Annotated in this window: 30 protein-coding genes; 8 read left to right on the top strand and 22 right to left on the bottom strand. The window is 52.5% G+C overall.

Annotated features, from left to right (window positions below; all coding sequences use genetic code 11):
- Positions 1-57 precede the first annotated feature (57 nt).
- A complete protein-coding gene (locus tag LA337_14190) occupies positions 58-1,488 on the top strand; it encodes a DNA cytosine methyltransferase (GenBank protein ID UBI14338.1) in 1,431 nt (476 codons plus the stop codon).
- Complete coding sequence (locus LA337_14185; protein ID UBI14337.1) at positions 1,469-1,936, top strand: very short patch repair endonuclease; 468 nt, start codon at positions 1,469-1,471, stop codon at positions 1,934-1,936. The genes LA337_14190 and LA337_14185 overlap by 20 nt, the downstream gene beginning before the upstream one ends.
- On the opposite strand, the gene yedA is transcribed toward LA337_14185, so the two are convergent.
- Positions 1,928-2,848: a drug/metabolite exporter YedA gene (yedA, locus tag LA337_14180; GenBank protein ID UBI14336.1), complete on the bottom strand. Its 921-nt coding sequence runs from the start codon at positions 2,846-2,848 to the stop codon at positions 1,928-1,930. The two genes, LA337_14185 and yedA, sit on opposite strands and share 9 nt — an antisense overlap.
- 175 nt (positions 2,849-3,023) lie before the next feature.
- Here yedA and LA337_14175 point away from each other — a divergent pair, with 175 nt between their 5' ends.
- Both LA337_14175 and LA337_14170 read left to right on the top strand, forming a co-directional pair.
- Complete coding sequence (locus LA337_14175; protein UBI18474.1) at positions 3,024-3,938, top strand: DUF808 domain-containing protein; 915 nt, start codon at positions 3,024-3,026, stop codon at positions 3,936-3,938.
- A 77-nt stretch (positions 3,939-4,015) separates the two neighbouring features.
- Positions 4,016-4,198, top strand: coding sequence for a DUF2158 domain-containing protein (locus LA337_14170; protein UBI14335.1), 183 nt, complete (start codon positions 4,016-4,018; stop codon positions 4,196-4,198).
- A 206-nt stretch (positions 4,199-4,404) separates the two neighbouring features.
- On the opposite strand, the gene yodD is transcribed toward LA337_14170, so the two are convergent.
- Complete coding sequence (gene yodD, locus LA337_14165) at positions 4,405-4,632, bottom strand: YodD family peroxide/acid resistance protein (protein ID UBI14334.1); 228 nt, start codon at positions 4,630-4,632, stop codon at positions 4,405-4,407.
- Between the two features lie 163 nt (positions 4,633-4,795).
- Between yodD and dsrB the strand changes: the two genes are divergently transcribed.
- Positions 4,796-4,984, top strand: coding sequence for a protein DsrB (gene dsrB, locus LA337_14160; GenBank protein ID UBI14333.1), 189 nt, complete (start codon positions 4,796-4,798; stop codon positions 4,982-4,984).
- 51 nt (positions 4,985-5,035) lie between these two features.
- Here dsrB and rcsA read toward each other — a convergent pair whose 3' ends face one another.
- The 14 genes from rcsA to fliF form a co-directional block, all read right to left on the bottom strand.
- On the bottom strand, positions 5,036-5,659 hold the full coding sequence (gene rcsA / locus LA337_14155) for a transcriptional regulator RcsA (GenBank protein ID UBI14332.1): 624 nt from the start codon (positions 5,657-5,659) through the stop codon (positions 5,036-5,038).
- A 288-nt stretch (positions 5,660-5,947) separates the two neighbouring features.
- Complete coding sequence (gene fliR / locus LA337_14150) at positions 5,948-6,733, bottom strand: flagellar type III secretion system protein FliR (protein UBI14331.1); 786 nt, start codon at positions 6,731-6,733, stop codon at positions 5,948-5,950.
- An 8-nt stretch (positions 6,734-6,741) separates the two neighbouring features.
- A complete protein-coding gene (gene fliQ, locus LA337_14145; GenBank protein ID UBI14330.1) occupies positions 6,742-7,011 on the bottom strand; it encodes a flagellar biosynthesis protein FliQ in 270 nt (89 codons plus the stop codon).
- A 9-nt stretch (positions 7,012-7,020) separates the two neighbouring features.
- Positions 7,021-7,758: a flagellar type III secretion system pore protein FliP gene (gene fliP / locus LA337_14140; GenBank protein UBI14329.1), complete on the bottom strand. Its 738-nt coding sequence runs from the start codon at positions 7,756-7,758 to the stop codon at positions 7,021-7,023.
- Positions 7,758-8,132, bottom strand: coding sequence for a flagellar type III secretion system protein FliO (fliO, locus tag LA337_14135; protein UBI14328.1), 375 nt, complete (start codon positions 8,130-8,132; stop codon positions 7,758-7,760). The genes fliP and fliO overlap by 1 nt, the downstream gene beginning before the upstream one ends.
- Positions 8,133-8,134: 2 nt before the next feature.
- Positions 8,135-8,548: a flagellar motor switch protein FliN gene (gene fliN / locus LA337_14130; protein ID UBI14327.1), complete on the bottom strand. Its 414-nt coding sequence runs from the start codon at positions 8,546-8,548 to the stop codon at positions 8,135-8,137.
- The gene (gene fliM / locus LA337_14125; GenBank protein UBI14326.1) at positions 8,545-9,549 is read right to left on the bottom strand and encodes a flagellar motor switch protein FliM; all 1,005 of its coding nucleotides are present in this window, start codon (positions 9,547-9,549) and stop codon (positions 8,545-8,547) included. The genes fliN and fliM overlap by 4 nt, the downstream gene beginning before the upstream one ends.
- Before the next feature lie 4 nt (positions 9,550-9,553).
- On the bottom strand, positions 9,554-10,021 hold the full coding sequence (fliL, locus tag LA337_14120; protein ID UBI14325.1) for a flagellar basal body-associated protein FliL: 468 nt from the start codon (positions 10,019-10,021) through the stop codon (positions 9,554-9,556).
- Positions 10,022-10,125: 104 nt separating this feature from the next.
- Positions 10,126-11,340 (bottom strand): flagellar hook length control protein FliK, encoded by a 1,215-nt coding sequence (fliK, locus tag LA337_14115; GenBank protein ID UBI14324.1) that lies wholly within the window; start codon positions 11,338-11,340, stop codon positions 10,126-10,128.
- Positions 11,337-11,780, bottom strand: coding sequence for a flagella biosynthesis chaperone FliJ (gene fliJ, locus LA337_14110; GenBank protein ID UBI14323.1), 444 nt, complete (start codon positions 11,778-11,780; stop codon positions 11,337-11,339). The genes fliK and fliJ overlap by 4 nt, the downstream gene beginning before the upstream one ends.
- A 21-nt stretch (positions 11,781-11,801) precedes the next feature.
- The gene (gene fliI / locus LA337_14105) at positions 11,802-13,172 is read right to left on the bottom strand and encodes a flagellum-specific ATP synthase FliI (GenBank protein ID UBI14322.1); all 1,371 of its coding nucleotides are present in this window, start codon (positions 13,170-13,172) and stop codon (positions 11,802-11,804) included.
- Positions 13,172-13,879 (bottom strand): flagellar assembly protein FliH, encoded by a 708-nt coding sequence (fliH, locus tag LA337_14100; protein ID UBI14321.1) that lies wholly within the window; start codon positions 13,877-13,879, stop codon positions 13,172-13,174. The genes fliI and fliH overlap by 1 nt, the downstream gene beginning before the upstream one ends.
- On the bottom strand, positions 13,872-14,870 hold the full coding sequence (fliG, locus tag LA337_14095) for a flagellar motor switch protein FliG (protein ID UBI14320.1): 999 nt from the start codon (positions 14,868-14,870) through the stop codon (positions 13,872-13,874). The genes fliH and fliG overlap by 8 nt, the downstream gene beginning before the upstream one ends.
- Entirely contained in the window at positions 14,863-16,545 is a 1,683-nt protein-coding gene (gene fliF, locus LA337_14090; GenBank protein ID UBI14319.1) for a flagellar M-ring protein FliF, read from the bottom strand. Before fliF ends, fliG begins: the two co-directional genes overlap by 8 nt.
- A gap of 216 nt (positions 16,546-16,761) precedes the next feature.
- Here fliF and fliE point away from each other — a divergent pair, with 216 nt between their 5' ends.
- A complete protein-coding gene (gene fliE / locus LA337_14085) occupies positions 16,762-17,076 on the top strand; it encodes a flagellar hook-basal body complex protein FliE (protein ID UBI14318.1) in 315 nt (104 codons plus the stop codon).
- Positions 17,077-17,130: 54 nt separating this feature from the next.
- On the opposite strand, the gene yedF is transcribed toward fliE, so the two are convergent.
- Together yedF and yedE are read right to left on the bottom strand one after the other, a co-directional pair.
- Positions 17,131-17,364 (bottom strand): sulfurtransferase-like selenium metabolism protein YedF, encoded by a 234-nt coding sequence (yedF, locus tag LA337_14080; protein UBI14317.1) that lies wholly within the window; start codon positions 17,362-17,364, stop codon positions 17,131-17,133.
- On the bottom strand, positions 17,361-18,566 hold the full coding sequence (yedE, locus tag LA337_14075) for a selenium metabolism membrane protein YedE/FdhT (GenBank protein ID UBI14316.1): 1,206 nt from the start codon (positions 18,564-18,566) through the stop codon (positions 17,361-17,363). Before yedE ends, yedF begins: the two co-directional genes overlap by 4 nt.
- 185 nt (positions 18,567-18,751) lie before the next feature.
- On the opposite strand from yedE, the gene LA337_14070 reads away from it, so the two are divergent.
- The gene (locus LA337_14070) at positions 18,752-19,165 is read left to right on the top strand and encodes a lipoprotein (GenBank protein ID UBI18473.1); all 414 of its coding nucleotides are present in this window, start codon (positions 18,752-18,754) and stop codon (positions 19,163-19,165) included.
- A gap of 40 nt (positions 19,166-19,205) precedes the next feature.
- On the opposite strand, the gene amyA is transcribed toward LA337_14070, so the two are convergent.
- From amyA to fliD, 4 genes are all read right to left on the bottom strand, one after another.
- The gene (gene amyA / locus LA337_14065; GenBank protein ID UBI14315.1) at positions 19,206-20,693 is read right to left on the bottom strand and encodes an alpha-amylase; all 1,488 of its coding nucleotides are present in this window, start codon (positions 20,691-20,693) and stop codon (positions 19,206-19,208) included.
- 68 nt (positions 20,694-20,761) lie between these two features.
- A complete protein-coding gene (gene fliT / locus LA337_14060; protein ID UBI14314.1) occupies positions 20,762-21,133 on the bottom strand; it encodes a flagella biosynthesis regulatory protein FliT in 372 nt (123 codons plus the stop codon).
- Positions 21,133-21,540 (bottom strand): flagellar export chaperone FliS, encoded by a 408-nt coding sequence (fliS, locus tag LA337_14055; protein UBI14313.1) that lies wholly within the window; start codon positions 21,538-21,540, stop codon positions 21,133-21,135. Before fliS ends, fliT begins: the two co-directional genes overlap by 1 nt.
- Before the next feature lie 15 nt (positions 21,541-21,555).
- Positions 21,556-22,959 carry a flagellar filament capping protein FliD gene (gene fliD, locus LA337_14050; GenBank protein UBI14312.1) on the bottom strand — a complete coding sequence of 468 codons (1,404 nt, stop codon included), beginning with the start codon at positions 22,957-22,959 and terminating at the stop codon, positions 21,556-21,558.
- Positions 22,960-23,214: 255 nt separating this feature from the next.
- On the opposite strand from fliD, the gene LA337_14045 reads away from it, so the two are divergent.
- Positions 23,215-24,714 (top strand): FliC/FljB family flagellin, encoded by a 1,500-nt coding sequence (locus LA337_14045; GenBank protein ID UBI14311.1) that lies wholly within the window; start codon positions 23,215-23,217, stop codon positions 24,712-24,714.
- Positions 24,715-24,842 lie beyond the last annotated feature (128 nt).

Here is a 24,842-nt window from a genome sequence, read left to right as displayed (position 1 = left end):
GTCAACCGCGCTATTTTATGTTAATCTGTCGGTTATCCATTTCGGCCGGTTAAATGTATGCAGGATAATTTTTCAGTAGCAGGCTCCATGAACCCGATGACAGATGATAACGACGCCGCCGCACAGGTGATTTTGGCGAAGTTGCTTGAAATTTATGACGTGAAAACGCTGGTTGCTCATCTGAATGGTGTTGGCGAGAACCGCTGGAGTCCGGCCATCTTTAAGCGAGTTGTCGCCAATGAGACATGGCATCGTCTCAGCGATGGCGAGCTGGCTCATCTGAAAGCCTTGCTGCCGACGCCGCCTGCGCATCATCCACATTATGCTTTTCGCTTTATCGATCTTTTTGCCGGTATTGGCGGCATTCGTCGCGGCTTTGAGGCGATTGGCGGGCAGTGTGTGTTCACCAGTGAGTGGAACAAGCATGCGGTGCGTACCTACAAAGCGAATCACTACTGCGATCCTCACCAGCACCATTTTAATGAAGATATTCGCGATATCACCCTCAGTCATCATGATGGGGTGAGCGACCAGCAGGCGGCAGAACATATTCGCCAGCATGTTCCTCAGCATGATGTGCTGTTGGCGGGGTTTCCTTGTCAGCCATTCTCACTGGCCGGCGTATCAAAGAAAAACGCGTTAGGTCGTGCTCATGGCTTCGCCTGCGACACGCAGGGCACACTTTTTTTTGACGTGGTGCGCATCATCAATGCGCGTCGGCCAGCAATATTTGTGCTCGAAAACGTCAAAAACCTGAAGAGCCACGATCAGGGAAAAACTTTCCGCATCATTATGCAAACGCTGGACGAGCTGGGTTATGACGTGGCGGATGCAGACGATAACGGACCGGACGATCCGAAAATTATCGACGGGCAACATTTCTTGCCTCAGCATCGCGAACGTATTGTGCTCGTCGGCTTTCGCCGCGATCTAAATCTGAAATCAGACTTCACGCTGCGCGATATTATCTCCCGCTATCCTCAGCGGCGCACTACGCTGGCGGAGCTGCTTGAGCCGACCGTTGATGCAAAATATGTGTTGACGCCGGTGCTGTGGAAATATCTGTATCGCTATGCGAAAAAGCATCAGGCGCGGGGGAATGGGTTTGGCTATGGCATGGTGTATCCCGGCAATCCCGATTGCGTAACGCGTACATTATCGGCGCGTTACTATAAAGATGGGGCGGAGATCTTGATCGACCGCGGCTGGGATCTGGCGCTGGGTGAAAAGGATTTTGATGATCCGCACAATCAGCGACACCGTCCTCGCAGGTTGACGCCCAGAGAGTGCGCGCGTCTGATGGGGTTCGAATCACCTCAGGGTTATCAGTTCAGGATCCCGGTGTCGGACACGCAGGCATATCGTCAGTTTGGTAACTCGGTGGTCGTCCCGGCGTTTGCGGCGGTCGCCAGGCTGCTGGAGCCAAAGATCAAACAGGCGGTTGCTATTCGTGAGAAAGAGAACCTGCATGGCAGACGTTCACGATAAGGCAACGCGCAGTAAAAATATGCGGGCGATAGCCACCCGCGATACTGCCATTGAAAAACGCCTTGCCAGCTTGCTGACAGAGCAGGGGGTAACGTTTCGCGTGCAGGATGCGACGTTACCCGGTCGCCCCGATTTCGTGGTCGATGATTATCGTTGTGTGATCTTTACCCACGGTTGTTTCTGGCATCATCACCACTGCTATCTATTTAAAGTCCCCGCAACACGAACGGAATTCTGGCTGGAAAAAATTGGCAAAAATGTCCAGCGTGACGCGCGGGACGGTGAAATGTTGCAGGCGCTGGGCTGGCGTGTACTGATTGTCTGGGAGTGCGCCCTGCGTGGGCGCGAAAAACTGGGGGATGACGCGTTATCCGAACGTGTTATCGAGTGGATCTGCGGTGGTGGCGCCAGCGCGCAGATCGACACTCTCGGTATTCATTTACTGTAACGTCTTTTCCGACGGGGTCACAACGGCGTCCGCTTTAGCGGGAAATAAGTATTTACCGAGCGTGACCAGTACTACCGCAAATACAATCACGCCAAGCGCCAGCCATTCGATGGGCGCCAGGCTTTCTCCTCCCAGACCGGTACCTAACAATACGGCGACAACCGGGTTCACGTAGGCATAGCTGGTGGCTAATGCCGGACTGACGTTGCGGATCAGGTACATATACGCGTTAATGGCAATAATAGAACCAAACAGGGCCAGATAGGCGACCGCCATAAAGCCTGAAAATGTTGGCATAGTGGTCAACTTTTCCCCGGAAAGCAACGAGGCGCACATCAGCACAATACCGGCGGCTAACATTTCAATGGCCCCGGCCATCATGCCAACGGGTAGCGTTATGCGTGAACCGTACACCGATCCAAATGCCCAACTCATTGAACCTATGAGGATTAAAACAGCGCCCCACGGATTACCACTCAAATTACCTCCGCTGTTCAGCATGATGATCCCAGCGAGTCCAATTGCGATCCCCATCCACTCCAGCTTGCGCGTTTTAATGCCAAAAAAGTGGCTAAAGCACAGCGTAAACAGCGGCACGGTGGCGACCACTACGGCGGCAATACCGGAAGGCACGTTTTGATGCTCAGCGACAGTCACCAGTCCGTTACCTACAGCCAGCAGCAGGATACCAATTAACGCGGCGTTCAAAAGCTGACGCAGAGGCGGCAGCTTATGTCCGCGAATAAGTAAGAATGCGGTTAACAAAATTCCCGCAGAGAGAAAACGAACGCCAGCCATCATCAACGGCGGCCAGCTTTCAACGCCAATGCGAATAACGAAGTACGTGGAACCCCAAATGATGTACAGCGCGAAAAGCGCACTGAAAAGCGGTAGCAATTGCCTGAAACGCATAATCCCTCACGGTGGAAATAAAAAGGTGCAACATAGTAAACGTTAAAACTATCTTGCTGGCGAGATTTATAATTACCTGCCGATGTTAAAAATTTGTTGACCAGAAAGGTCAGTTTCAGCATTGCGTGTTTTACTTCATACTTATGACTGCAAAAAAATAATATTGAGGGTAGAAATTTTGGCAGGAAGTAGCTTATTGACCTTACTCGATGATATCGCCACGCTGCTGGATGATATCTCCGTCATGGGAAAACTGGCCGCGAAAAAAACCGCGGGCGTACTGGGAGATGACCTGTCGCTTAACGCGCAGCAGGTGTCGGGCGTGCGGGCGAATCGCGAACTCCCGGTGGTCTGGAGCGTGGCGAAGGGATCGTTTGTTAACAAAGTTATCCTTGTGCCGTTGGCGCTATTGATAAGCGCCTTCATTCCCTGGGCGATTACCCCCTTATTAATGGTAGGCGGGGCGTTTCTCTGTTTTGAAGGTGTGGAAAAAGTTCTCCATACCCTGGAAGCGCGTAAACACAAAGAAACTCCGGAAGAACGTCAGCAGCGTCTGACATCTTTGGCGGCGCAGGATCCGCTCACCTTTGAGAAGGATAAAATCAAAGGGGCGATACGTACCGACTTTATTTTATCTGCTGAGATTGTCGCGATTACGTTGGGGATCGTAGCGGATGCGCCATTGTTGAATCAGGTATTGGTGTTATCGGGCATCGCGTTAGTGGTGACCGTGGGGGTCTATGGTCTGGTCGGGATTATCGTTAAGCTCGATGATATTGGGTACTGGCTGGCAGAAAAACGTAGCGCGTTTGCCCAGTCGCTGGGTAAAGGATTGCTGATCGTTGCTCCCTGGTTGATGAAAACACTTTCTGTGGTCGGCACGCTGGCGATGTTTTTGGTCGGCGGCGGAATTGTGGTGCATGGAATATCACCATTGCATCATGCGATTGAACATTTTTCCCAACAGCAAAGTGCATTGATTGCGCTGATGCTTCCAACCCTGCTGAATCTGGTGCTTGGTTTTATCATTGGCGGGATAGTCGTGCTGCTGGTTAAAGCTGTTGCCAGACTGCGCGGAGTTTCGCACTAAATGTCGCAGGGTTGATTACGCAAAACGCCTCTTTGTCGTCTAAGGTGTAAAGGTTTCTCTTGATACAGGAGGCAGGTATGGTCTTTTCTGTCAGTGAGGAAGTCACCTCAAAAGAGGGTGGCCCACGCATGATCGTTACCGGATATGCCAGCGGAATGTTGGAGTGTCGCTGGTACGACGGCTTTGGCGTAAAACGGGAAGCATTCCGTGAAGATGAACTGGTGCCGGGCGAGCGCAGATCGCTGTGCCAGGATCCCTGAACATCTGGCTTGCGCGTAACCGGGCGATCTCTCAACCATTAGTTATATTTATCATTTTAGTGAGAATTATTTACTTGTCAGGCAAAAAAATTGCAGATAAGGTTTGTTTCACATCAGATTTCCTGGTGTAACGAATTTTCAAGTGCTTCTTGCATAAGCAAGTTTGATCCCGACCCGATAAGGGCCGGGATTTTTTTCGCCCTCAGTCAGCGATTGATTTCCGACACGCTAAAATCATGGATATCAAGCTCGAATGCGTCGGCCAGTTCATGCCATGTATGGTAATCACGCCCGTCGACGCTGACGCGTTCCGGGTCATCCTGGCTGCGATGAATTTCACTCTCGCAGATTTCGTTGATTGCCTTCAGCAGCGCGTCCACATCGACGCTGACTTCACGCTTGGCCGTATCGCTGTACTCTTTCGCGGTTTTCATCCTCATACCTCTCAACCGTTAAGGATACCGGGGGAGCGCATCCGGACATCAGATACGCACAACTTAAGTATAGACCGTCGATAAAACCCGCAATCGCACGAGCCAGGCGCTGCCAGAAAAAGGAAATTGTTCTACACTGGCACAAAGCCACAGGAGGAAAACTATGAAGGTGAATGATCGGGTCACAGTCAAAACGGACGGCGGTCCTCGTCGACCGGGCGTGGTACTGGCTATTGAAGAGTTTAGTGAAGGCACTATGTACCTGGTTTCGCTGGAAGACTACCCGCTCGGTATCTGGTTCTTTAATGAGTCAGGTCATCAGGATGGTATCTTCGTGGAAAAAGTGGAGTAAACCCGTTCTGCAGTGATTCTGACTGGTGGATCCGCCACCAGTCAGAACGTCTTAGCGCATATTCACAAAGATACCATTGGTGACATTATCCGTGAGTCGAACAACGTGATAGATAACTTGCTTATTATGCGTCTTTATCTTTCGTTTTATATTCCCCTTATGGGATGACACGGTCTTGGCCTTGATATTCATTTGGTCGGATATCTGTATTGTTCCCTGACCCTCCATCCACATGCGCAGCATGCTGGACTCGGTACGGCTTAATGACAGTGTCGGCAGATTAACATCAATGACAATATCCACTTCCTTTTTCAGAATATCGCCAAGAAGTGTATCCAATGAATCTGGTTTAATCGACTTAGAACTAATCAATAAATTTTTTCTTACTAATAGATATTCATCAAAATGTACGTTGGCAATTGCCATAAACACAATAAATAATGTACCGGGATGTTGATTAATGATTTGCTTTATTTGCTGGCTATTAGCAGGATCGTGGATAAAGCAGTCCTCATTAATAAACACCACAGCGGGCTGTTGAGAGACACAGGCGAGACTGAGTTCATCAACGTTGGAAATGTTGTTGATTTCCCTTTTTTTCACCCCCCGACTTACCAGATATCCGGTCAACCCTAGCCGGGTGTAACTGCATAAATCCATAATAATCGTTGACATGGCATACCCTCACTCAATGCGTAACGATAATTCCCCTTACCTGATTATTTCATCACAACTAAACGGAATAATAACGACCCAAGATGACGCTTTCGCTGTTTTTCAGGCGAAATTACTATCCCGTAAAGTTGCGTATAATTTGCCAGGAAACATCTTAAAGTAAAGTAAATGTTGCGTTATGTGAGTGAGGCAAAAACAAATAAACCGCGACAGAGATATCCTGGTGGATGTTGTCACTTTTTAAATTTAGGACAATCCTTAGTAAAACAGGATAAAAAATAAGGGTTATTATTTTCCGGGCATTTCGCTGACAATATCAGCCAATAAATTAAAAATTTCGCTGAATAATCGTTCGCAGAATGGCGCAATTAATGGCATCAGCGCCGCCATTAATGAAATACCCACGGTGAGGGTGAGTGGAAAGCCGATGACGAAAATCGACAACTGGGGGGCCATACGATTTAACAAACCGAGTGCGAGGTTCAGTGTGAGTAGCAGCGTCATTATCGGCAGGGCCAGCATTAGACCGTTGAGGAAAATCAGGCTACCCGCCCGCGCCAGCGCGAGAAACGCATTGCTGTTCACCGGATTACCGCCGATTGGCAAGGTATGAAAGGTATCCACCAGCAGTGAAATAAGCCATAAATGACCGTTAAACGTCAGGAACAACAGCATGGCGAGCATGTCGATCAGGCGTGCCAGCACCGGCATGTTCAGACGGCTGCCGGGGTCGAAGAAGGTTGCGAAGGAGAGACCCATTTGGAGGCCGATCAATTCCCCGGCGGTTCGTACTGCCGCAAATGCAAACTGCATGGTGAAGCCTATGGCGATGCCGATCAGGATTTGTTGCATTGCCTGCCATAGCGCGCCAACAGAAAAGATGGGGACGTCTACGGGGGGAATCGATGGGGCGATAACGACGGTTATCATTAATCCAAGCCCCAGTTTTACCCGTTTGGGGATGGTGCGCTCGCTGAGAATAGGGGCCGTTGAGATGAGCGCCAGTATGCGCAGCAAAGGCCAGAAGTAAAGGTTTAGCCAGTGGAGCCATTCAACGCTGGTCACCTGCAGCATAATGTCATCTACCCGATGATATAGGGGATATTGCTGAACAGCGTACGTACGTAGTCGAGCAGCAGGTTAAGCATCCACGGTCCGGCAACAATGATGGCAATAAACACCGCGACAATTTTGGGAATGAAGGACAGCGTCATTTCATTAATCTGGGTCGCCGCCTGCAAAATACTGATGATAAGACCTGTGACGAGGGCGACCAACAGCAACGGCGCGGCAAGGGCCAGGGCGACCTTCATCGCCTCTGTGCCCATCATCATGACCGATTCAGGAGTCATTTCGCGCCTCTAACTGTAAAAGCTTTGTGCCAGCGAGCCGACAAGCAGCTGCCAACCATCTACCAACACAAACAGCATCAGCTTGAACGGCAGCGCGATCGTGGCCGGGGGGACCATCATCATCCCGAGCGCCATCAGCACGCTGGCGATGACCAGGTCGATAATCAGAAACGGAATAAAAATAGTAAAACCTATCTGAAATGCCGTTTTCAGCTCGCTGGTGACATAGGCCGGAAGCAAAATTCGCATCGGTACGGCTTCTGGTCCTTGCAGTGGGCCGCTGTTTGCCAGACGAGCGAACAGCGCCAGATCCGCTTCACGGGTTTGGCGTAGCATAAACTCACGCAGCGGCTGTGCGCCTTTCTCCATGGCTTCCTGCATGGAGATCTTCTCTTCACTGAACGGTTGATACGCGTCGACGTAAATTTTGTCGATTACTGGCGACATGATGAAAAAGGTCAAAAATAGCGCCAGCCCCAGTAGCACCTGGTTCGGCGGTGCAGAAGGTGTTCCCAGCGCATTTCGTAACAGGCCGAAAACGATGATGATGCGGGTGAAGCTGGTCATCATCAATAAAATGGCGGGCAGGAACGTCAGCGAGGTGATAAACACCAGCGTTTGCACTGGCAAAGACCAGCTTTGTCCGCCGCCTGGCAACGGCTGGCTTACCAGTCCCGGAAGCTGAGCGAGGGCTACAGGGCTGAAAAGCCATAAGCCTGCCAGCGTGATGGATAACAAACGGCGCATCAGGATCTCCCAGGACGCTTGAGCAAACTCTTCATCATGGCCTGGAAATCCGCGGGGGAGGCCGGTTTTTCTTCTGCCTCGGCAGGCGCCGCGGGCAGGGTGTGCAATACGTTAATTTGCGAGGCCGTGACGCCCAGCACCAGGCGCGCATCTTCAACCTCAACAATCACCACGCGCTCACGTGGACCCAGTGAGGTGCTCGCAGTAACTTTCAGTTCGCGCGTACCAGCGCTTTTGGGGGCAAACCCCAGACGCTTAATGACCCAGGCCGCAGCCAGGATCAATACGATGATCCCAAACAGCGCGCCGCTTACCTGTACCAGCGGTGAGCCGGGTACGGCGGCTGGCTGAGAAACTGTCGCCTGGGTATTCATGCTTAACGGCTCAGACGGCGCATGCGTTCTGATGGGGTAATAATGTCGGTGATACGAACGCCGTATTTATCTGCGACCACCACCACTTCACCCTGGGCAATCAGGTAACCGTTGATCAGGATATCCAGCGGCTCGCCAGCCAGACCATCCAATGCGACGACCGAACCCTGCGTCAGACGCAGCAGTTCTTTGATGGTCATGCGGGTACGGCCCAATTCGACGGTCAGTTTGACCGGAATGTCCATGATCAGATCGATGTCCTGCAAAGCACCGCTGACGTCGCCGCCACCTAACTGCTGGAATACCGCATCGGCCGCACTTTTGGTGGGCGTGGTTTTTTGCTCGTTTAACGCGTCAGCCCACAGATCGTCCAATGCGCCAGTGTTCTCATCGGACGGATTATTCATATCACTCATTTGGGCTGTTCCTCATTCAGCGAATTCAAAATCGGGTTTATCAGATGTTCTACGCGTAACGCATACTGACCGTTTACGGTGCCATACTGGCTGGTCAGTACAGGCACGCCGTCCACATGAGCAATAATGCGGTCGGGTTTTTCAATCGGCAGTACATCGCCGGGTTTCAGTTTTAAAATCTGGGATAGCCGCAGCGGAATGTCGGCAAAGTTTGCCACCAGCTCCAGTTCAGAATGCTGAACCTGACGCACCAGATTATTGCGCCAGTTCTGATCTTCATTACGCGAGTTTTCCAGCGGCGGGTTCACCAGCAGCTCACGCAACGGTTCAATCATGCTGAATGGCAGACAGATGTTAAATTCACCGGTCAGGTTGCCAATTTCAACGTGGAACGGAGTATTCACCACGATGTCGTTAGGAGAGGTGGTGATATTGGTAAATTTCACCTGCATCTCGGAACGAACGTATTCCACTTCCAGCGGATTGATGGCCTTCCACGCGTCGCTGTAGCTTTCCAGCGCCAGCTTCAGCATGCGGTTGATAACGCGCTGTTCGGTATGGGTAAATTCCCGACCTTCAACTTTCGTCGGGAAGCGTCCATCACCGCCGAACAGGTTATCAACGGCGATAAATACCAGACTCGGTGAGAACACCACCAGACCCGTACCGCGCAGCGGCTTCAGGTGGATTAAGTTCAGGTTGGTCGGAACCGGTAAGTTACGCGCAAACTCGTGGTATGGCTGGATACGGATCGCACCCACGGTAATATCCGGGCTACGGCGCAACAGGTTAAATAATCCCATACGGAACTGGCGCGCGAAGCGTTCGTTAATAATCTCCAGCGCCTGTAAACGCTCACGTACTACGCGGCGCTGGGTGTTGGGATCGTAAGGACGAATATCGCTTTCTTTTGCGATACCGGAAATGGGTTCGTCTTTAGTTTCGCTATCGCCGTTAAGCAATGCGTCGATTTCAGCCTGAGAAAGAATACTGTCGCCCATGTCTTTACCGCAGAATAAAAGCTGTATAAAGAACGTCGGTGACAACCTGTTTGGGTTGACCAACAACGAGCGGAGTCGCGAGCGTCTCTTTGATGGCGGTAATCAACTGTTGCTTACCTTCTTCGGTGGCGAGCGTAGCCGCGTTCTGGCGGGAAAACAGCAGCAGCAAACGGCTGCGTACTTCCGGCAGATATTCGTTAAGACGTGAACGCGTCGCCTCGTCTTTCATACGCAGTGTGATACCGATATACAGTACACGGTCCGCATCACCCAGATTGACGGTAAAGGTATCCAGCGCGAAGAATACCGGGGCTGGCGGTGGAGCCGGTTCCGCTTTGACGCTGGCGGACGGCTGCTGCTGCATGCGCCAGTAGCTATACCCCGCAGTTGCGCAGGCGGCGAGGGTAATTAATACCAGCAGAGGGATCCAAATAGCGCGTTTACTTTTTTTGTTAATCGCGGAGTCAGTCATCAGATACGGGCTTCCTGTTTCGGTACAGCTTATGGGCTGATTATCCCGTGTCCTGTCCACGACAAAGCGTGGAAAAGACGCGGATAATCATGCTACCTCTGGCGTTAGGCGAAGATGTCTACTGCTCCATCACCGCGAGCTGCGGCTTGCAGTGAGGCTGGCGTAGCCAGTACGGCGTCATCCTCAGCGGCAAAAATGTCTTGTCCCTGAGCGCGACCCGTCTGCTGTTGCTGCCCGGAAGACTGCTGATTGCCGGCAAAGCTTTCACTACTGATACTGCTTTGCCCAAGCTGGATCCCGCTTTCAGCCAACTGCGTACGCAGCATCGGTAACGCGGCTTCCAGCGCAGCACGTACGTGACTGTGTGGCGATACCATTTGCAGCTGCGCGAGGTTGTCATCCAGCTTGAGGGAAATATGCACCTGGCCGAGATCCTGTGGATGCAGGCGCAGTTCTGCGCTTTGCTGACCCTGACGCGTAAACAGCGTGACGTGCTGGCTCAGAGATTGCTGCCATTCGTGGCTACCCAATGGGGCGCTGAGCACGGGGGCGGCGGTCGGTAACGGCTGAGCATGGGGTTGCGGGCTACTTAACGGAGCCGCCGTAACGCCAACGCTGGTTGGCGAAGGGGAACTGTCAATTTCCGCTTTGGTCGTCGCTGCTGCCGTCAACGGGGTTAGCGTCGGATTGTTTGTCTGATCCAGGCTGCTGCCAGGATTGGCAATATCCGCTTTGCCTTTTTTGGCATCACCGGGCAGCAATTCGCCCGCGTTATCGGCGATAGCGCCGTGTACCGTGCCGCGTGACAACGCCGAAAGTGCGGCATCAACTGGGACTGGCGCGCTGTCGATGGCAGGCGTAGCCAGTGGTTGTCCTGGCAGCATGGCGAACAACGCGCTCAGGCTGGCGAGATCGTCATCGCTGAGCGTGGTGGTTTTTTCATCCTGCTGAGCGACTTTGCCCAGTGTTGTCAGGGCATTAGCTTTCAAGGAGGGCGTGAGGGCTGACAACAGTTGCTGAGCGTCTGTCATGTCAGCAAGAGACGCATCGGTTTGCATCTCTTTTTGCGCCAGCAGCTCGGATAACTTGAGCGACGGGGTTGGATCGCCATTTTTTTGCAGCAACCCTTTTTGCAGTTTGCTACCGGCCGCCTGTAAGTCGGCAAGCGACAGCGGGGCGTCTTTACCCTGTGCGTCGCCCGCACCTAATGCGCCAGCCAGCAGCGCTAAAAAATCCTCGGCTGAATCTACCGCTTTGCCAGACTGAAGACCTGCGGCTACGTCGGTGTCGGTGGTAATCAGTTGGGGTAAAGTAATCATTCGGGTTTCCTCATAGCTGCGCGCTGAGCAAATTCATCCATTTTTTTCTGATCCAGGCGGTTTTCAGCCAGCAATGCCGCCGAGGTTTGTCTGTCCTGCAGAGTCTGCCATGCCTGTAAACGTTGTTTTTTATCACGCCAACTGTTCAAAGCCTGGTCCACTTTCTGCGTCCATTGATTGAGCTGTTGGCGATGTTGCTCAATGGCTTTTTCCAGCGTCTGAATAAATTGCTGGTAATTGATCCAGCGATTGCTGGTAATACCCTGACCCATGTCAGTGTTAAGATTGTTGCGATACTCATGCTGATAATCGATCAGCATCTTCAACTGCTCTTCCGCCTGCTGACAGCCACGACGCATCTCTCCCAATAAGACAGCGGCGTCATCTACCTCTTTTTCAGCCAGGTCTTTCAATGTTGCTAATGCACCATGTTGTGCCATGACCTATGCTCTCCTGCTTAATCACACACCAGGGAAAATCAGTTCTAAAGCTTGCAGAGAATCTTCCCAGTCAGCCCGTTCAAAGATGCCTTGCTGTAAGAACGCTTCCAGTTGCGGCCATAAGGCGATGGCTTTATCCAGCATGGGATCGCTGCCTTTGGCATACGCCCCCACGCTAACCAGATCGCGGTTGCGCTGGAAGCTGGATAGCAACTGTTTAAAGTTACGCACCCGCGCATAGTGTTGTTCACTAATGAGCGCGGTCATAGCGCGGCTGATCGAGGCTTCAATATCGATGGCCGGATAGTGACCCGCCTCAGCCAGATGACGTGACAGCACAATGTGGCCGTCCAGAATCGCGCGCGCGGAATCCGCAATGGGGTCCTGCTGGTCGTCACCCTCGGTCAGTACCGTATAAAACGCGGTAACTGAACCGCCGCCGTGAATACCGTTCCCGGCACGTTCAACCAGCGCCGGTAATTTGGCGAATACTGAAGGGGGATAACCTTTGGTTGCCGGCGGCTCGCCGATCGCCAGGGCTATCTCACGTTGCGCCATCGCGTAGCGGGTGAGGGAGTCCATAATCAGCAATACGTGCTGTCCACGATCGCGGAAATCTTCAGCAATACGCGTAGCATAGGCCGCGCCTTGCATACGTAATAGCGGCGAGACATCTGCCGGAGCGGCAATCACCACCGAGCGTGCGCGACCGTCGGCTCCGAGGATATTTTCAATGAAATCTTTAACTTCACGGCCACGTTCGCCAATCAGGCCCACGACGATAACATCGGCCTGGGTATAGCGCGCCATCATGCCGAGCAGAACGCTTTTACCAACGCCGGAGCCTGCGAAAAGTCCCATACGCTGGCCGCGACCAACGGTTAACAACGCGTTGATGGGACGTACGCCGGTATCCAGTACGTGTTCAATCGCGGTACGTTGGAGCGGGTTAAACGGCGGAGTAATCAACGCCCCGGTTTCGGTGGTATCCGGGGCGGGCAGTCCGTCGAGCGGTTTGCCGCTACCGTCTAGCACCCGCCCGAGCAGTGCAGGGCCAAGCGGTAATTGCTTGCCGCTTTGCAGACCTTCGCCAGCAATGTTCTTTGCGTACACGCGCGCGCCAGGCAAAACGCCTTCGACCTCTTCGAGCGGCATCAGAAACAGACGCTGACCGTTAAAGCCCACAACTTCACTTTCGACTTCCTGGGTTTCGTTGCCGTCCTGACGCTCAATAACGCAGGTGGCGCCGAGCGGCAATTGTAATCCCGTGGCCTCCAGCACCAGCCCGGTGGCACGGGTCAGTCGACCGTAACGGCGCACCGCAGGCAGTAGCGACATTTTCTCTTCGAAGTTGTCCAGTGTATTGAGCCAGCGAGTCAGGCGAGTGGTCATTACACGACTCCCGGCGCTGCCAGACGGCAGAGTTCTTGCCAACGCGTGGCGACGCTGGCATCCAGATCGCCTTCGTCGGCTGAGACTTTACAACCGCCGTGATGCAGCGTCGGATCGCCGCGCAACCGCCAGCCGTGCAGGCTGAGGGTCGCACCGAGCATCTCCTCCACACGCTGGAGATCGTCCGGATGCACACGCAATTGCGGTTTACCGCTAAACAACGGCTCCTGCTGCAACAGCTGTTGGATTTGCTTAATCAACGCCGCGTTATCCACGATTGGCGTCTGACCAATCACCTGACGCGCGGCTTCCAGCGCCATTTGCATCAGGCGTGAGGCGATAACGCTGTCCAGTGCGTCCAGCGTATTCTGAAATTCGCTCACCAACTGCTGCATGCGGGCATGAATCGGCGCATGCTGAGCGCGCGCCTGGCTCTGACCTTGCTCCAGCCCCTGGTTCAGACCTTCCTGATAACCTTGTTCGTGGCCCTTTTGTCGACCTTCCGCCAGGCCCGCGTTATAGCCTTGCTCATGGGCTTGCATTTGCAACTGTGCAAGCTGCTGCTCAAGCTGTTGCTCTGCAGAGAGTTCCGGCTCGTCGGACTCTTCTGACAGCGGCGTTTCGCTGTGGTCGGCCAGTATGAACTCCGCCATTGGTGGGGCGAGATCGTCCGGGGTCCAGACTTTCCATGGCAGTTCGTTAGACATAGGTATCCTCGCCGCTGCCTATCACCATCTCGCCGGTTTCCGCCAGACGACGCACAATAAGCAGAATGGCCTTCTGTTCGTTTTCCACTTGCGACAAACGCACCGGACCGCGGTTGGCGAGGTCGTCGCGCAGAATATCGGCAGCACGTTGCGACATGTTGCGCAGGAACTTCTCGCGCAGCGGCTGTTCGGCACCTTTCAGGGCAATCAGCAGCGATTCGGAATCCACTTCCTGCAGCAGGCGCTGGATGCTGCGATCGTCGACGTCCACCAGGTTTTCGAACAGGAACATCTCGTCGATAATTTTCTGTGCCAGTTCGCCGTCGAATTCGCGTACGGCGGTAATAACGGCTTCTTCCTGCTGGGTTTTCATCAGGTTGATAATTTCTGCCGCCGTTCTCACGCCGCCCATTTTGCTGCGCTTGAGGTTCTGGCCATCGAGCAGACCGTTAAGTACCTCGGTCAGTTCTGCCAGCGCGGCAGGCTGTACGCCACCGAATGTGGCGATACGCAGCATGACGTCATGACGTAAACGTTCGTCAAACAGCGCCAGAATATCGGCAGCCTGACCTCGTTTGAGGTGCACCAGAATGGTGGCGATAATCTGCGGATGCTCGTCGCGGATAAGGTCGGCGGCGCTTTGCGGCTCCATAAAGTTGAGCGTTTCAATGCCGCTGGTGGTATCGCGGGTTTCCAGAATATCTTCCAGCAGGCTGGAGGCACGTTCCTCGCCAAGCGCTTTCACCAGCACGGAGCGTAGATATTCGTTGGCGTTGATATTCAGTGCGGCAAACTGTTCTGCTTCTTGCTCAAACTCGGCCAGCACTTCCGTCAACTGTTTGTTGGAGATCTGGCGTACGTTCGCCATCGCTGTACTGAGCGCCTGAACTTCGCGCGTGGAAAGGTGCTTAAACACCTCCGCCGCGCGATCTTCGCCAATGGTCATCAGCAGGATGACGCTTTTATCGGTACCGGTAAGGGCATTACTCATGATCGTTACTCATCCACTGGCGAATGACCAGCGCCACGACGCGCGGATCGTTATCTGACATTTCACGAATACGCTGACTCATGACTTCTGCACCCAGACGCTGATTAGTTCGACGCTGCTGGGTTTGTTCGTCTTTGCTGAGGCGAACTTCAACCGCTTCTTCGGTTTCCTGACGGATACGCGTTTTCTCTTGAACGGCTTTTGCTTCTTCGCTGCGACGAACCAACTGCGGGCGAACAGCTTTTCGCCACAGGATCCAGGCGACTAACAGAACCAGTAACCAACGACCTGCGGACATTAACTGATCAATAAAGGACTGCTGTTTCCAGAACGGTAGCTCGCCAATGGAATCGTCGGTCGCCGTGAAGGGAGAGTTCACCACGTTCAGGGTATCGCCACGCTTGTCTGAGAAGCCCATCGCTTCGCGGGTCAGATCCTCAATCTGTTTCATCTGCTCGGCGGTTAACGGCAACGGTTTGCCGTCTGGCAAGGTTTTATAGTTGACGACTACTGCCACCGAGAGACGCTGTACATCGCCAACGTTCATTTTGGTGTGGCGAATGGTACGGTCGACTTCATAGTTGCTGGTTTCATTGCGCTGCGTACTGCGCGGGCCGGCATTATTGCTGTTATTCGCCGTTTGCGGGTTTTGCGTATTTTGCGCGTTTTGCTGATTAGCCGGTGGGGTGGCGATTGGCGCGGTATTTGCCGGAGCAGGCTGATTAGACAATGCGCCCGGGACGCCGCCTGGCGCTCCGCTACCAACCTGTTCGCTGACGTTCAACTGACGTGAACGCAGCACGGCCTGGGACTCATCACCGTTTGGACGATACTGCTCTTCGGTTTGCTCTTTGTTGGCAAAATCCAGCTGTGCGGTGACCTGAGCGTGTACATTACCGTTGCCGACAATCGGCGACAGGATCGATTCGATACGACGCTGAACGCGGCCCTCAACATCGCTGGCGTATTTCAGTTGCGCATCGTTAAGATCGCGGCTGCTGGTGTTCGACTGAGTTAACAGGTGACCCGCCTGGTCGACCAGCGTAACGTTGCCCGGAGGTAAGCCTGCAACAGCGCTGGAGACCAAATGCGTGACCGCACTGATCTGACCTTCATCGAGGGCGCGGCCCGGCTCGAGATTGACGGTGACGGAGGCTGAAGGCGCTTTTTGTTCACGCACAAACAGCGACGGTTTCGGCATTGCCAGATGCACGCGGGCGCGTTTTACCGGTCCCAGCGTTTCAATGGTACGGGCTAATTCACCTTCCAGCGCACGCTGGTAGTTGACCTGCTCGCTAAACTGGCTGATACCAAACTTTTCCTGATCCAGCAGTTCAAAGCCCACCGCACCGCCTTTCGGCAGGCCTTGTTGCGCCAGACGTAAGCGCAGTTCGTGGACTTTATCGGCAGGAACTTCAATGGCGCCGCTTCCCTCAGTAAAACGGTAGGGAACGTTCATCTGCGTCAGTTGGGTGACAATCGCGCCACCATCCTGATCGGAAAGATTGCTGAACAGCGTGCGGTAGTCAGGCGCTTTGGCCCACAGGACCATCGCCACGATGATAGCGACGGCAGCGGCTCCCGCCACAATCAGAGGAATTCTGGGATTCGCGCGCAGGCGGTTTAACCACTCGAGAGGTTTAAGCTGGGTTGCAGTCGATGCTGTCGCACTCATCTCGCACCTCGTGGCTTATCGTGGACGGCGTTTTTTGCAAAGTGGAACAAGACTCACTCCCGGGTCAGCAAACTCGAAAAATTGACGGTCTCATTATTTGCGGTTTCGAATTTTTCTATGCGTTAAAAACCGTGGTTTTTTATCGTTATTTAACGCCTTTATCTTATTGACTAACTGGTAATCTCAACTACGTAAAAAATCATCCAGGGGATCAGAATGTCGGCAATACAGGGGATTGAAGGGGTCATCAGCCAGCTACAGACCACGGCGATGTCAGCAAAAATGCAGGATTTGCAGCCACAACCGACCGTGAGTTTTGCCGGTCAACTGCATGCAGCGTTAGACAGGATCAGCGATGTGCAAACCGCATCCCGTGTGCAGGCTGAGAAATTTACCCTCGGTGAACCGGGTATTGCGCTGAATGATGTGATGACCGATATGCAAAAAGCGTCGGTATCGATGCAGATGGGTATTCAGGTGCGTAATAAACTGGTGTCGGCGTATCAGGAAGTGATGTCGATGCAGGTGTAGAGACTGCGTGCAGAGAATGTTTGCCGGATAAGCGCAGCGCCATCCGGCAACGAGTTATTTCTGAATCAAATAGCGGATCGTTGGGCCATCCTGCTGAATATCCAGCACCGTATAACCGTGATTACGCGCATCCAGTGGAATATTGTTGATTGACTGCGGGCAATCGCTCACCACTTCCAGAATTTCACCTTTCTTCAATTGCGGCATCGCTTCCAGCGTGGCTACAGCCGGGTACGGGCACGGTTCGCCGACCATATCGAGGCGATAATCAGGCACGATATTTTTCATACAGACTCCTTGGCAGGCGTCAGCCCTGCGCGACGGAAGAAACGTTTTTCCCAGCCGATAATCAGCATCAGCGCGGCAAATAACAGCAGATAGGTCACCAGCAGACCACCGAGCGGGCCGAAGGTGTTAAGCAGATTCACTTTGTCCCAGTTGGTGGCAAGCGCGGGAGCAAAATCATCCCAGTAGTAGGCCAGAATGGTCGAGCCAATTACGTTGCCCAGACCAACCCACCAGTAATGTACCTGACCTTCAACGGCGCGGTACATCCAGCCGGTTTCACACCCGCCCGCTAAAACAATACCGAAGCCGAAAAGCAAGCCGCCGATCACCGCATTTGGACCCGCCCACATGATTTTAGGCTCAACGCCAAGTTGCACGTAGCTAAAGATACCGATGGCGCTGACCGCCATCCCGAAGATGATCGCTTTTGCCATATGGGTGCGACCGGAAATCCACAGGTCGCGGAAGGCGGAGGTGAAGCAGATCTGCGCCCGTTCAATCAGCAGACCAAACCCGACGCCAAACAGCATCGCCAGACCGAGCTTGGGTTTATCCATTGCGGTGAGTAGCGCCCAGCCGATCATGGCGATAAACACCAGCATGCCGAGGCGAAAACGGCGACGGGCCTGGTCCGGTTTTTGCGTCAACGGTGAAGCGGCGGAGACTTTCTGCATTTTGACCGGAATACGGAACATCGGCAGCAGGGTAAAGCGTGCGCCAAACCACGAGCCAATAGCCGTTGCCAGTGCGAAAAACCAGGCGTGTAGCGAGAACTGCGGAATGCCGGTGAAGAATGCGGCCAGGTTACAGCCCATTGCCAGTCGGGCACCGAAACCGGCGATCATCCCGCCGACTATCGCCTGCATAATGCGCACCCGACTGCGCGGCATGCGTAATTTGACGTTGTTTGCCCACAGCGCGGCAGCAAAACAGCCACCAAACATGCCGAGGATCATCATCCCGTCAATGCGGGTCAGGGGCGAGCCTTCGAGATGGATCAATTTGTAGTATCCCCACTCTTCGGCATGCACGCCAAAAAGTTGCAGGATTTGACCACCCCAGCGAGTGAATTCTCCGGTCACGGCCCAGAAGGTTCCCGTAATGCCGAAATAATAAGTAGAGAGAATACCCGCTGCGATGACCGCAGGGGCGGGGGCCCAAAATTTAATTAACCAGGCCTGTTTGAAGTGTTGCCATGACATGCGTTTTGCCTCTGAACTCAGAAGGTATGTAACAAGAAGTGTGGATACTACACCGATCAGAATTTTTGACTATGAGTAATAAGAGGTAATACCGTCTGGATCAATCTTTCTCAACGCAGCCGAAAGGCTGGCGGCATCAGGCCTTTAATGCCACAATCCCATTTTCTTCGCATGCAGGATGAATGATGAAAAAATTAGCAATCGTTGGTGTATTTCTGGCGCTTACCGGATGCGCCGAAGTAGAAAATTATAACGACGTGGTGAAAACGCCAGCGCCAGCCGGTCTGGAAGGATACTGGCAGTCAAAAGGTCCGCAACGCAGCCTGGTCAGCCCGGAAGCGATTGCCAGCCTGGTGGTAACAAAAGAGGGCGATACGCTGGATTGTCGCCAGTGGCAGCGGGTCATTGCCCTGCCGGGGAAACTGACGATGATTTCAGGCGATCTCACCAACGTGACGGTGAAACGCGAGCTGTATGAGATTGAGCGGGAAGGCAATACGCTGGAATATGACGGTATGACGCTGCAGCGGGTCGATCGCCCGACGCAGGAATGTGCTGACGCGTTAAAGAAAACGCCGCTGGCCACGCCACTGCCATAAGTTATACGCCCCGGTAGCCAACGGCCACCGGGGTTAAGTTTTACAACACGTCCTCAATTACCCACACGCTGACGCTACCGCCGTTACAGAAAAACGTTGCTTCACCGTTTTCATCGGTGACCACGCTTTCTTCGCGATTTCCCAGATAGTCACGCCAGGTTTTATTGCCATAATTCGCGCCGAGATTAATTGTCTTCTCCCCATCATCGCCGTTAGACAGGACCACCACACAGCCGGGATCTTCATCCGTTCCGCTGCGGCTAAAAGCAATACAGTTAGGATGATCGAAAAAGAGCGTCTGTACCCCGTGCGCGAAGCGTTGGCGCGCGAGGATCAGTTCATCAAGCTGCTCGATGATCGGCATGTCGATAGGATAGGTTTCGCCATCTCCGCCAGTGTCTTCGTAATGCGCTCCGTAGAGGTCAGGATAAAACACCGACGGCACGCCGTTTTCTCGTAACAGGATCAACGCATAGGCCAGCGGCTTAAACCACGGCTCGACAGGGGCTTCGAGCGCCTGTAAGGGCTGAGTGTCGTGGTTGGCTACCAGCGTTACGGCATGAAATGGATCGGCCTCCACTAACGTGTCGGTGAAAATCTGGCTCATGTCGTAATCACGACCCTGACGGGAGGCTTCGTGGAATTTCATCTGCAAAGGGGCATCGAACAACATGGTTTTCCCCTCCACCTGATTAATGTAGGTTTGTAGCTTATCGACCTCGTGGGACCAGTATTCCGCGACGATAAACAGTGGCCTGGGAGCGACTTCCTGTACGTGCTCGATCCACTCTTTATAAAACCATGCCGGAATATGTTTCACGGCATCTAAGCGAAAACCGTCGCACTGGGTTTGCTCCATCACCCAGCGAGCCCAGTATTTGATCTCCTCGGTGACCGCGTGATTACGGAAATCGATGTTTTCGCCCATCAGATAATCAAAATTACCCAACTCATCATCAACCTGATCGTTCCAGCCTTCACCGGTGTAGTCGTTAACGATTTTAAAAATGCCGTCTTCGGTTGGATTTTCGATATGGTCAATGCCGCTGAAACATTTAAAGTCCCAAATGAATTGCGAGTACTGGCCTGCGCGGGCAGGGAAGGTGTAACGCGTCCAGCCTTCACATTCGACTATCTCATCATCTATTTGCGTGCGATCGTCGGCGTTAACCCGCTGAACGCGGATATTCTCTTTCTCATCCGCGCCCATTTTGTGGTTGACCACCACGTCGAGCAGGACGGCAATATCATTGTGTTTTAGCGCGTCTATCGCCGCCAGCAGCTGGTTTTTATCGCCGTATTTGGTGGCGACGGTTCCCTTTTGGTCGAATTCGCCCAGATCAAACAGATCGTAGGAGTCGTAGCCAACGGAGTAGCCGCCGGATGCGCCTTTATAGGCGGGAGGTAACCACACCATATTGATGCCGATGTCATTGAGTCCGCCTGCGCGTTCGGCAAGTTCGGGCCAGAGTTGACCGCCCTCAGGGTAATACCAGTGAAAATACTGCAATAACGTGGGATTTTTCATCTTCCGTGCTCCAGAAGTCGTTTGGCCGACCTCTGGAGTATGGAAGATAATTCAGACGAGACGGGAAATTATTGTGGGGCAGTGGGGGCGTCGGGGACTAACAGCATGCCGGAAAGACGACCATAGGCGTTATTCAGCGTCTTTTGGCGCGTCGACTGACCGATGAGATTGCTGAGTTCATCCAGGCGCTGCTGCAACAATGTTTTGAGCAGTTGTTCGTTATCCAGCGTCTGTTTAATGTACCCGGCCACTAAGTCCTGAATACTTCGCGTAATGCCTGGTGGAGTTTGCTCTTCCATGACCACTTCAATACTTTGCAGATAGGTAACTTCCTGTTCCAGTAAAAGGTCCCATTCACCACGCTGCGCCAGTTCCAGCAGCGAGTGACTGAGTAGCGCGATGCGCTGCCAACGGTTGATAAACTCCACGGCTGAGGTCATTAACGAGACTCCTGGGACGACGCGTTCGGTGAGATCTGTTTCCAGGCATCCGCAATGTTGCCGAGTAACCCTTCGACTTCTTCAATGGCTTGACAATCATTATTCAGATTAGCGTGCAGTAAGCGGCGAACCATATAGTCATACAATGAAGAGAGATGGGTGGCGAGTTCTCCCCCTTTTTCGTGGTCCAGGCCGGCTTTCAGGCCATTATCAATAATATTGATGGCTTTACTTAACGCTTCACCTTTGGCGACGATATCACCCTGCTGCATAAACAGGCGAGCGCGCACCAGGGCGCTGTTCGCACCATCAAACAACATTTCAATCAGCTGATGTGGATTGGCGCTCATTACGGCGCTTTCCACGCTGACCTGTGCATAGGCTTTGGTACCGCTCGCGGTATACATGCTTACCTCGTGTTATCAGGAATTATTCATCGCTGAAAATTGTTGGCCCAGATAGGTACTGGTGCTGTTCAGCTTACTCATCATGGAATCCAGTTGGGTAAACTGGGCTTTATAACGAGCAACGACTTCATCAATACTGTTGCTGACGGTCAGATACTGTTTAGTCAGCAGCTTCAGGTTGGCGTTAATATTGTCTTGCGCATTATCGATAATGCCGTCATCGGCCAGATAGCTTTTTACTTCGGTGGCAATCTTAGTGGTAATACCGGTCTCTTTGCCGTCACCCACCAACAGTTCACGGGTCGCTGCCGTGTTATCTTTCAGTGCCTTAGCCAGTTTTTCTTCATCAATTTTTAACTTGCCAGTGCCGCCATCCTGCGTAATACCAATCTCAGACATGGTTTTAAACGGGGACTCGCTGCCGCTGTTAGCAAATGGCGCACGAATGCCGTTTTGAATTGTACGGAGAACACTGTCGCCCAGTAACGCGCCGTTATCGGCGCTGGCCGCTTCACCCGGTTCAACTTCTTTATATTTCGTCAGCGTGCCAAAGGTATCCACCAGTGAGTTATAGGCTTCTACCCAGGCCTTGATCGCCGTGGTGGCTTTTTCATCACTTTTTGTTACCGTGATAGACGCATCTTTTACTTCTTTGGTCAGCTGGAGCGTGATGCCCTGCGGAGCGTCAGTTACAGTATTGCTTTGACGTTCAATATCAATGCCGTTGACCGTCAATTGCGCATTTTGCGCCCCGACCAGCTGTTTCATTTTCCCGCTGCCGGCTTTGCTGTCATAGGACAGTAAATCGCTCAGTTTTGCGTCGTTGGACACCGAGATGGTCATTTCACTTTCAGTGCCGCTTTCTGCGGTTAACACCAACTGGTAGTCGTCTTCTTTAACCTTCACCAGACTTGCGGAAATACCGCTGTCGGCATCATTTATGGCATCGCGAATATCTTCCAGTGAGGTTTCGCCTTTGCCTAATTTGATTTCCAGTGGCTCTTTACGGCCCGGTTGGGAAATCGTAATCGTACGTTCATCGACGCTGGTATCGCCCAACTGTTCTTTAGTCGAGGTAATTTTCGCCGTAGTCGATAATGACTGTGCCTGCGCCAGTTGAGTGACGCTGACGGTGTATTTCCCTGGAGCAGCGCCCGCGGTGGTGCTGACTTTTAAATCTTCTGTGCTGCTGGTAGCAGTGGTGCTTTTAAACAGATCGGCATTGTTCAGTGCGGTATTCGCAGTCTGAAATTTTTCTAATGCACTTTTTAGCGTGCCATACGCGGTCAGACGCGAGGTGTTAGCGCTCTGCTGCTGAGTAATCGGCGTTAAACGCTTTTTCTCAGCAGTGGTTAAGTTTGTCAGCAATGTATCCAGCGGTAAGTTCGAACCAACGCCCAGTGATGTAAATGAAGGCATGCCTAATTCCTTGTGATTGCAAACAGTAGTTAACCGCTTTATCGGCAATCTGCGCGCAAAGTTTAATAATAGTTTTGCAAAAATAATGCGCGGAATAGTGGTGCATATAGAGGGTATTTCAGCGGCTAAGAAAAAAAACGACGGAAAGTAAAAATTTTCTAAAGTTCGAAATTAAGGTGCCGATACAAGGGTTACGGTGAGAAACCGTGGGCAACAGCCCAATAACATCAAGTTGTAATTGATAAGGAAAAGATCATGGCACAAGTCATCAATACAAACAGCCTGTCGCTGTTGACCCAGAATAACCTGAACAAATCTCAGTCTTCCCTGAGCTCCGCTATCGAGCGTCTGTCCTCTGGTCTGCGTATCAACAGCGCGAAAGATGATGCTGCTGGTCAGGCGATTGCTAACCGCTTCACCTCTAACATCAAAGGTCTGACTCAGGCGTCCCGTAACGCCAACGATGGTATCTCCATCGCGCAGACCACTGAAGGTTCTCTGTCTGAAATCAACAACAACCTGCAGCGTGTTCGTGAGCTGGCGGTTCAGTCTTCTACTGGTACCAACTCCCAGTCTGACCTCGACTCTATCCAGGCTGAAATCACTCAGCGTCTGAACGAAATCGACCGCGTATCTGGTCAGACCCAGTTCAACGGCGTGAAAGTGCTGGCGAAAGACAACACCCTGACCATCCAGGTCGGTGCCAACGATGGCGAAACCATCGATATCAACCTGAAAGAAATTAACTCCAAAACTCTGGGTCTGGATAGCCTGAGCGTGCAGGACGGTTATAAGACTAGCGCTACAGTTGTAGGTGCAGCAACCTATAAAGACGGTGTCGCTCTTACCGGACCTGCTCAAGGGTTAATTGATACTGCAGTTGGGGGCACTGCTGGTAAAGGTAAGGCGACGATTGAGTTTAAAGATGGTCAGCATTATATAAGCGTCACTGGTTCGGATGAAACGGATCCAACCAAAGGTGACGGCATGTACAAGGCGACAATCGATGGGACTACTGGTGCCGTAACCTTTGGTGCTAAAGATGCAACAGGCATTACCAAAGCAGAAACTACAACCGTTACCAAAAATCAGGTTGTAGATACTCCTGCAGCTAAACCAGTTACAACAGATGCAGCAACAGCGTTGGCTGATGCAGGTGTTACCGGTGCAACTGCTGCCAACACCACCTTGGTGAAAATGTCTTTTGAAGACAAAAACGGTAAAGTGATTGATGGCGGCTATGCTCTGGAAAACGGTGGCAAATACTACGCTGCTGATTACAAAGACGGCAAAATCACTGCTAAAACTGTTGCATACACCGACGATAAAGGTGTTAGCAAAGAAGCCGCTGTTCAGTTTGGTGGTGTGAACGGTAAAACTGAAATCGCTACCGTAGGTGGAAAACAGTACCTGGCATCCAGCGTAAAAGATCACAACTTCAAATCTGGTGCAGCGCTGAACGAAGTCGCTGCCGTGAAAACTGAAGGCCCACTGGCTAAAATCGACGCAGCGCTGGCTCAGGTTGCTGACCTGCGTTCCGACCTGGGTGCGGTACAGAACCGTTTCAACTCTACCATCACCAACCTGGGTAACACCGTAAACAACCTGTCTGAAGCACGTAGCCGTATCGAAGATGCTGACTACGCGACCGAAGTGTCCAACATGTCTCGTGCAAACATTCTGCAACAGGCAGGTACTTCTGTACTGGCACAGGCTAACCAGACCACGCAGAACGTTCTGTCTCTGCTGCGTTAATTTACGCTTACTGCGCAAACCCCGCTCCGGCGGGGTTTTTTATAATTAGCTTTACCCGTAACCCCTAAATAACCCCCCATTTCACCCACTATTCACCCGATTAAAACCCCTGCAGAAACGGATAATCA

The organism is Citrobacter europaeus, assembly GCA_020099315.1.
Taxonomy (GTDB): domain Bacteria; phylum Pseudomonadota; class Gammaproteobacteria; order Enterobacterales; family Enterobacteriaceae; genus Citrobacter; species Citrobacter europaeus.
The sequence above is the reverse complement of the archived record's forward strand: the minus strand, read 5'-3'. Positions and strand labels throughout refer to the sequence as shown.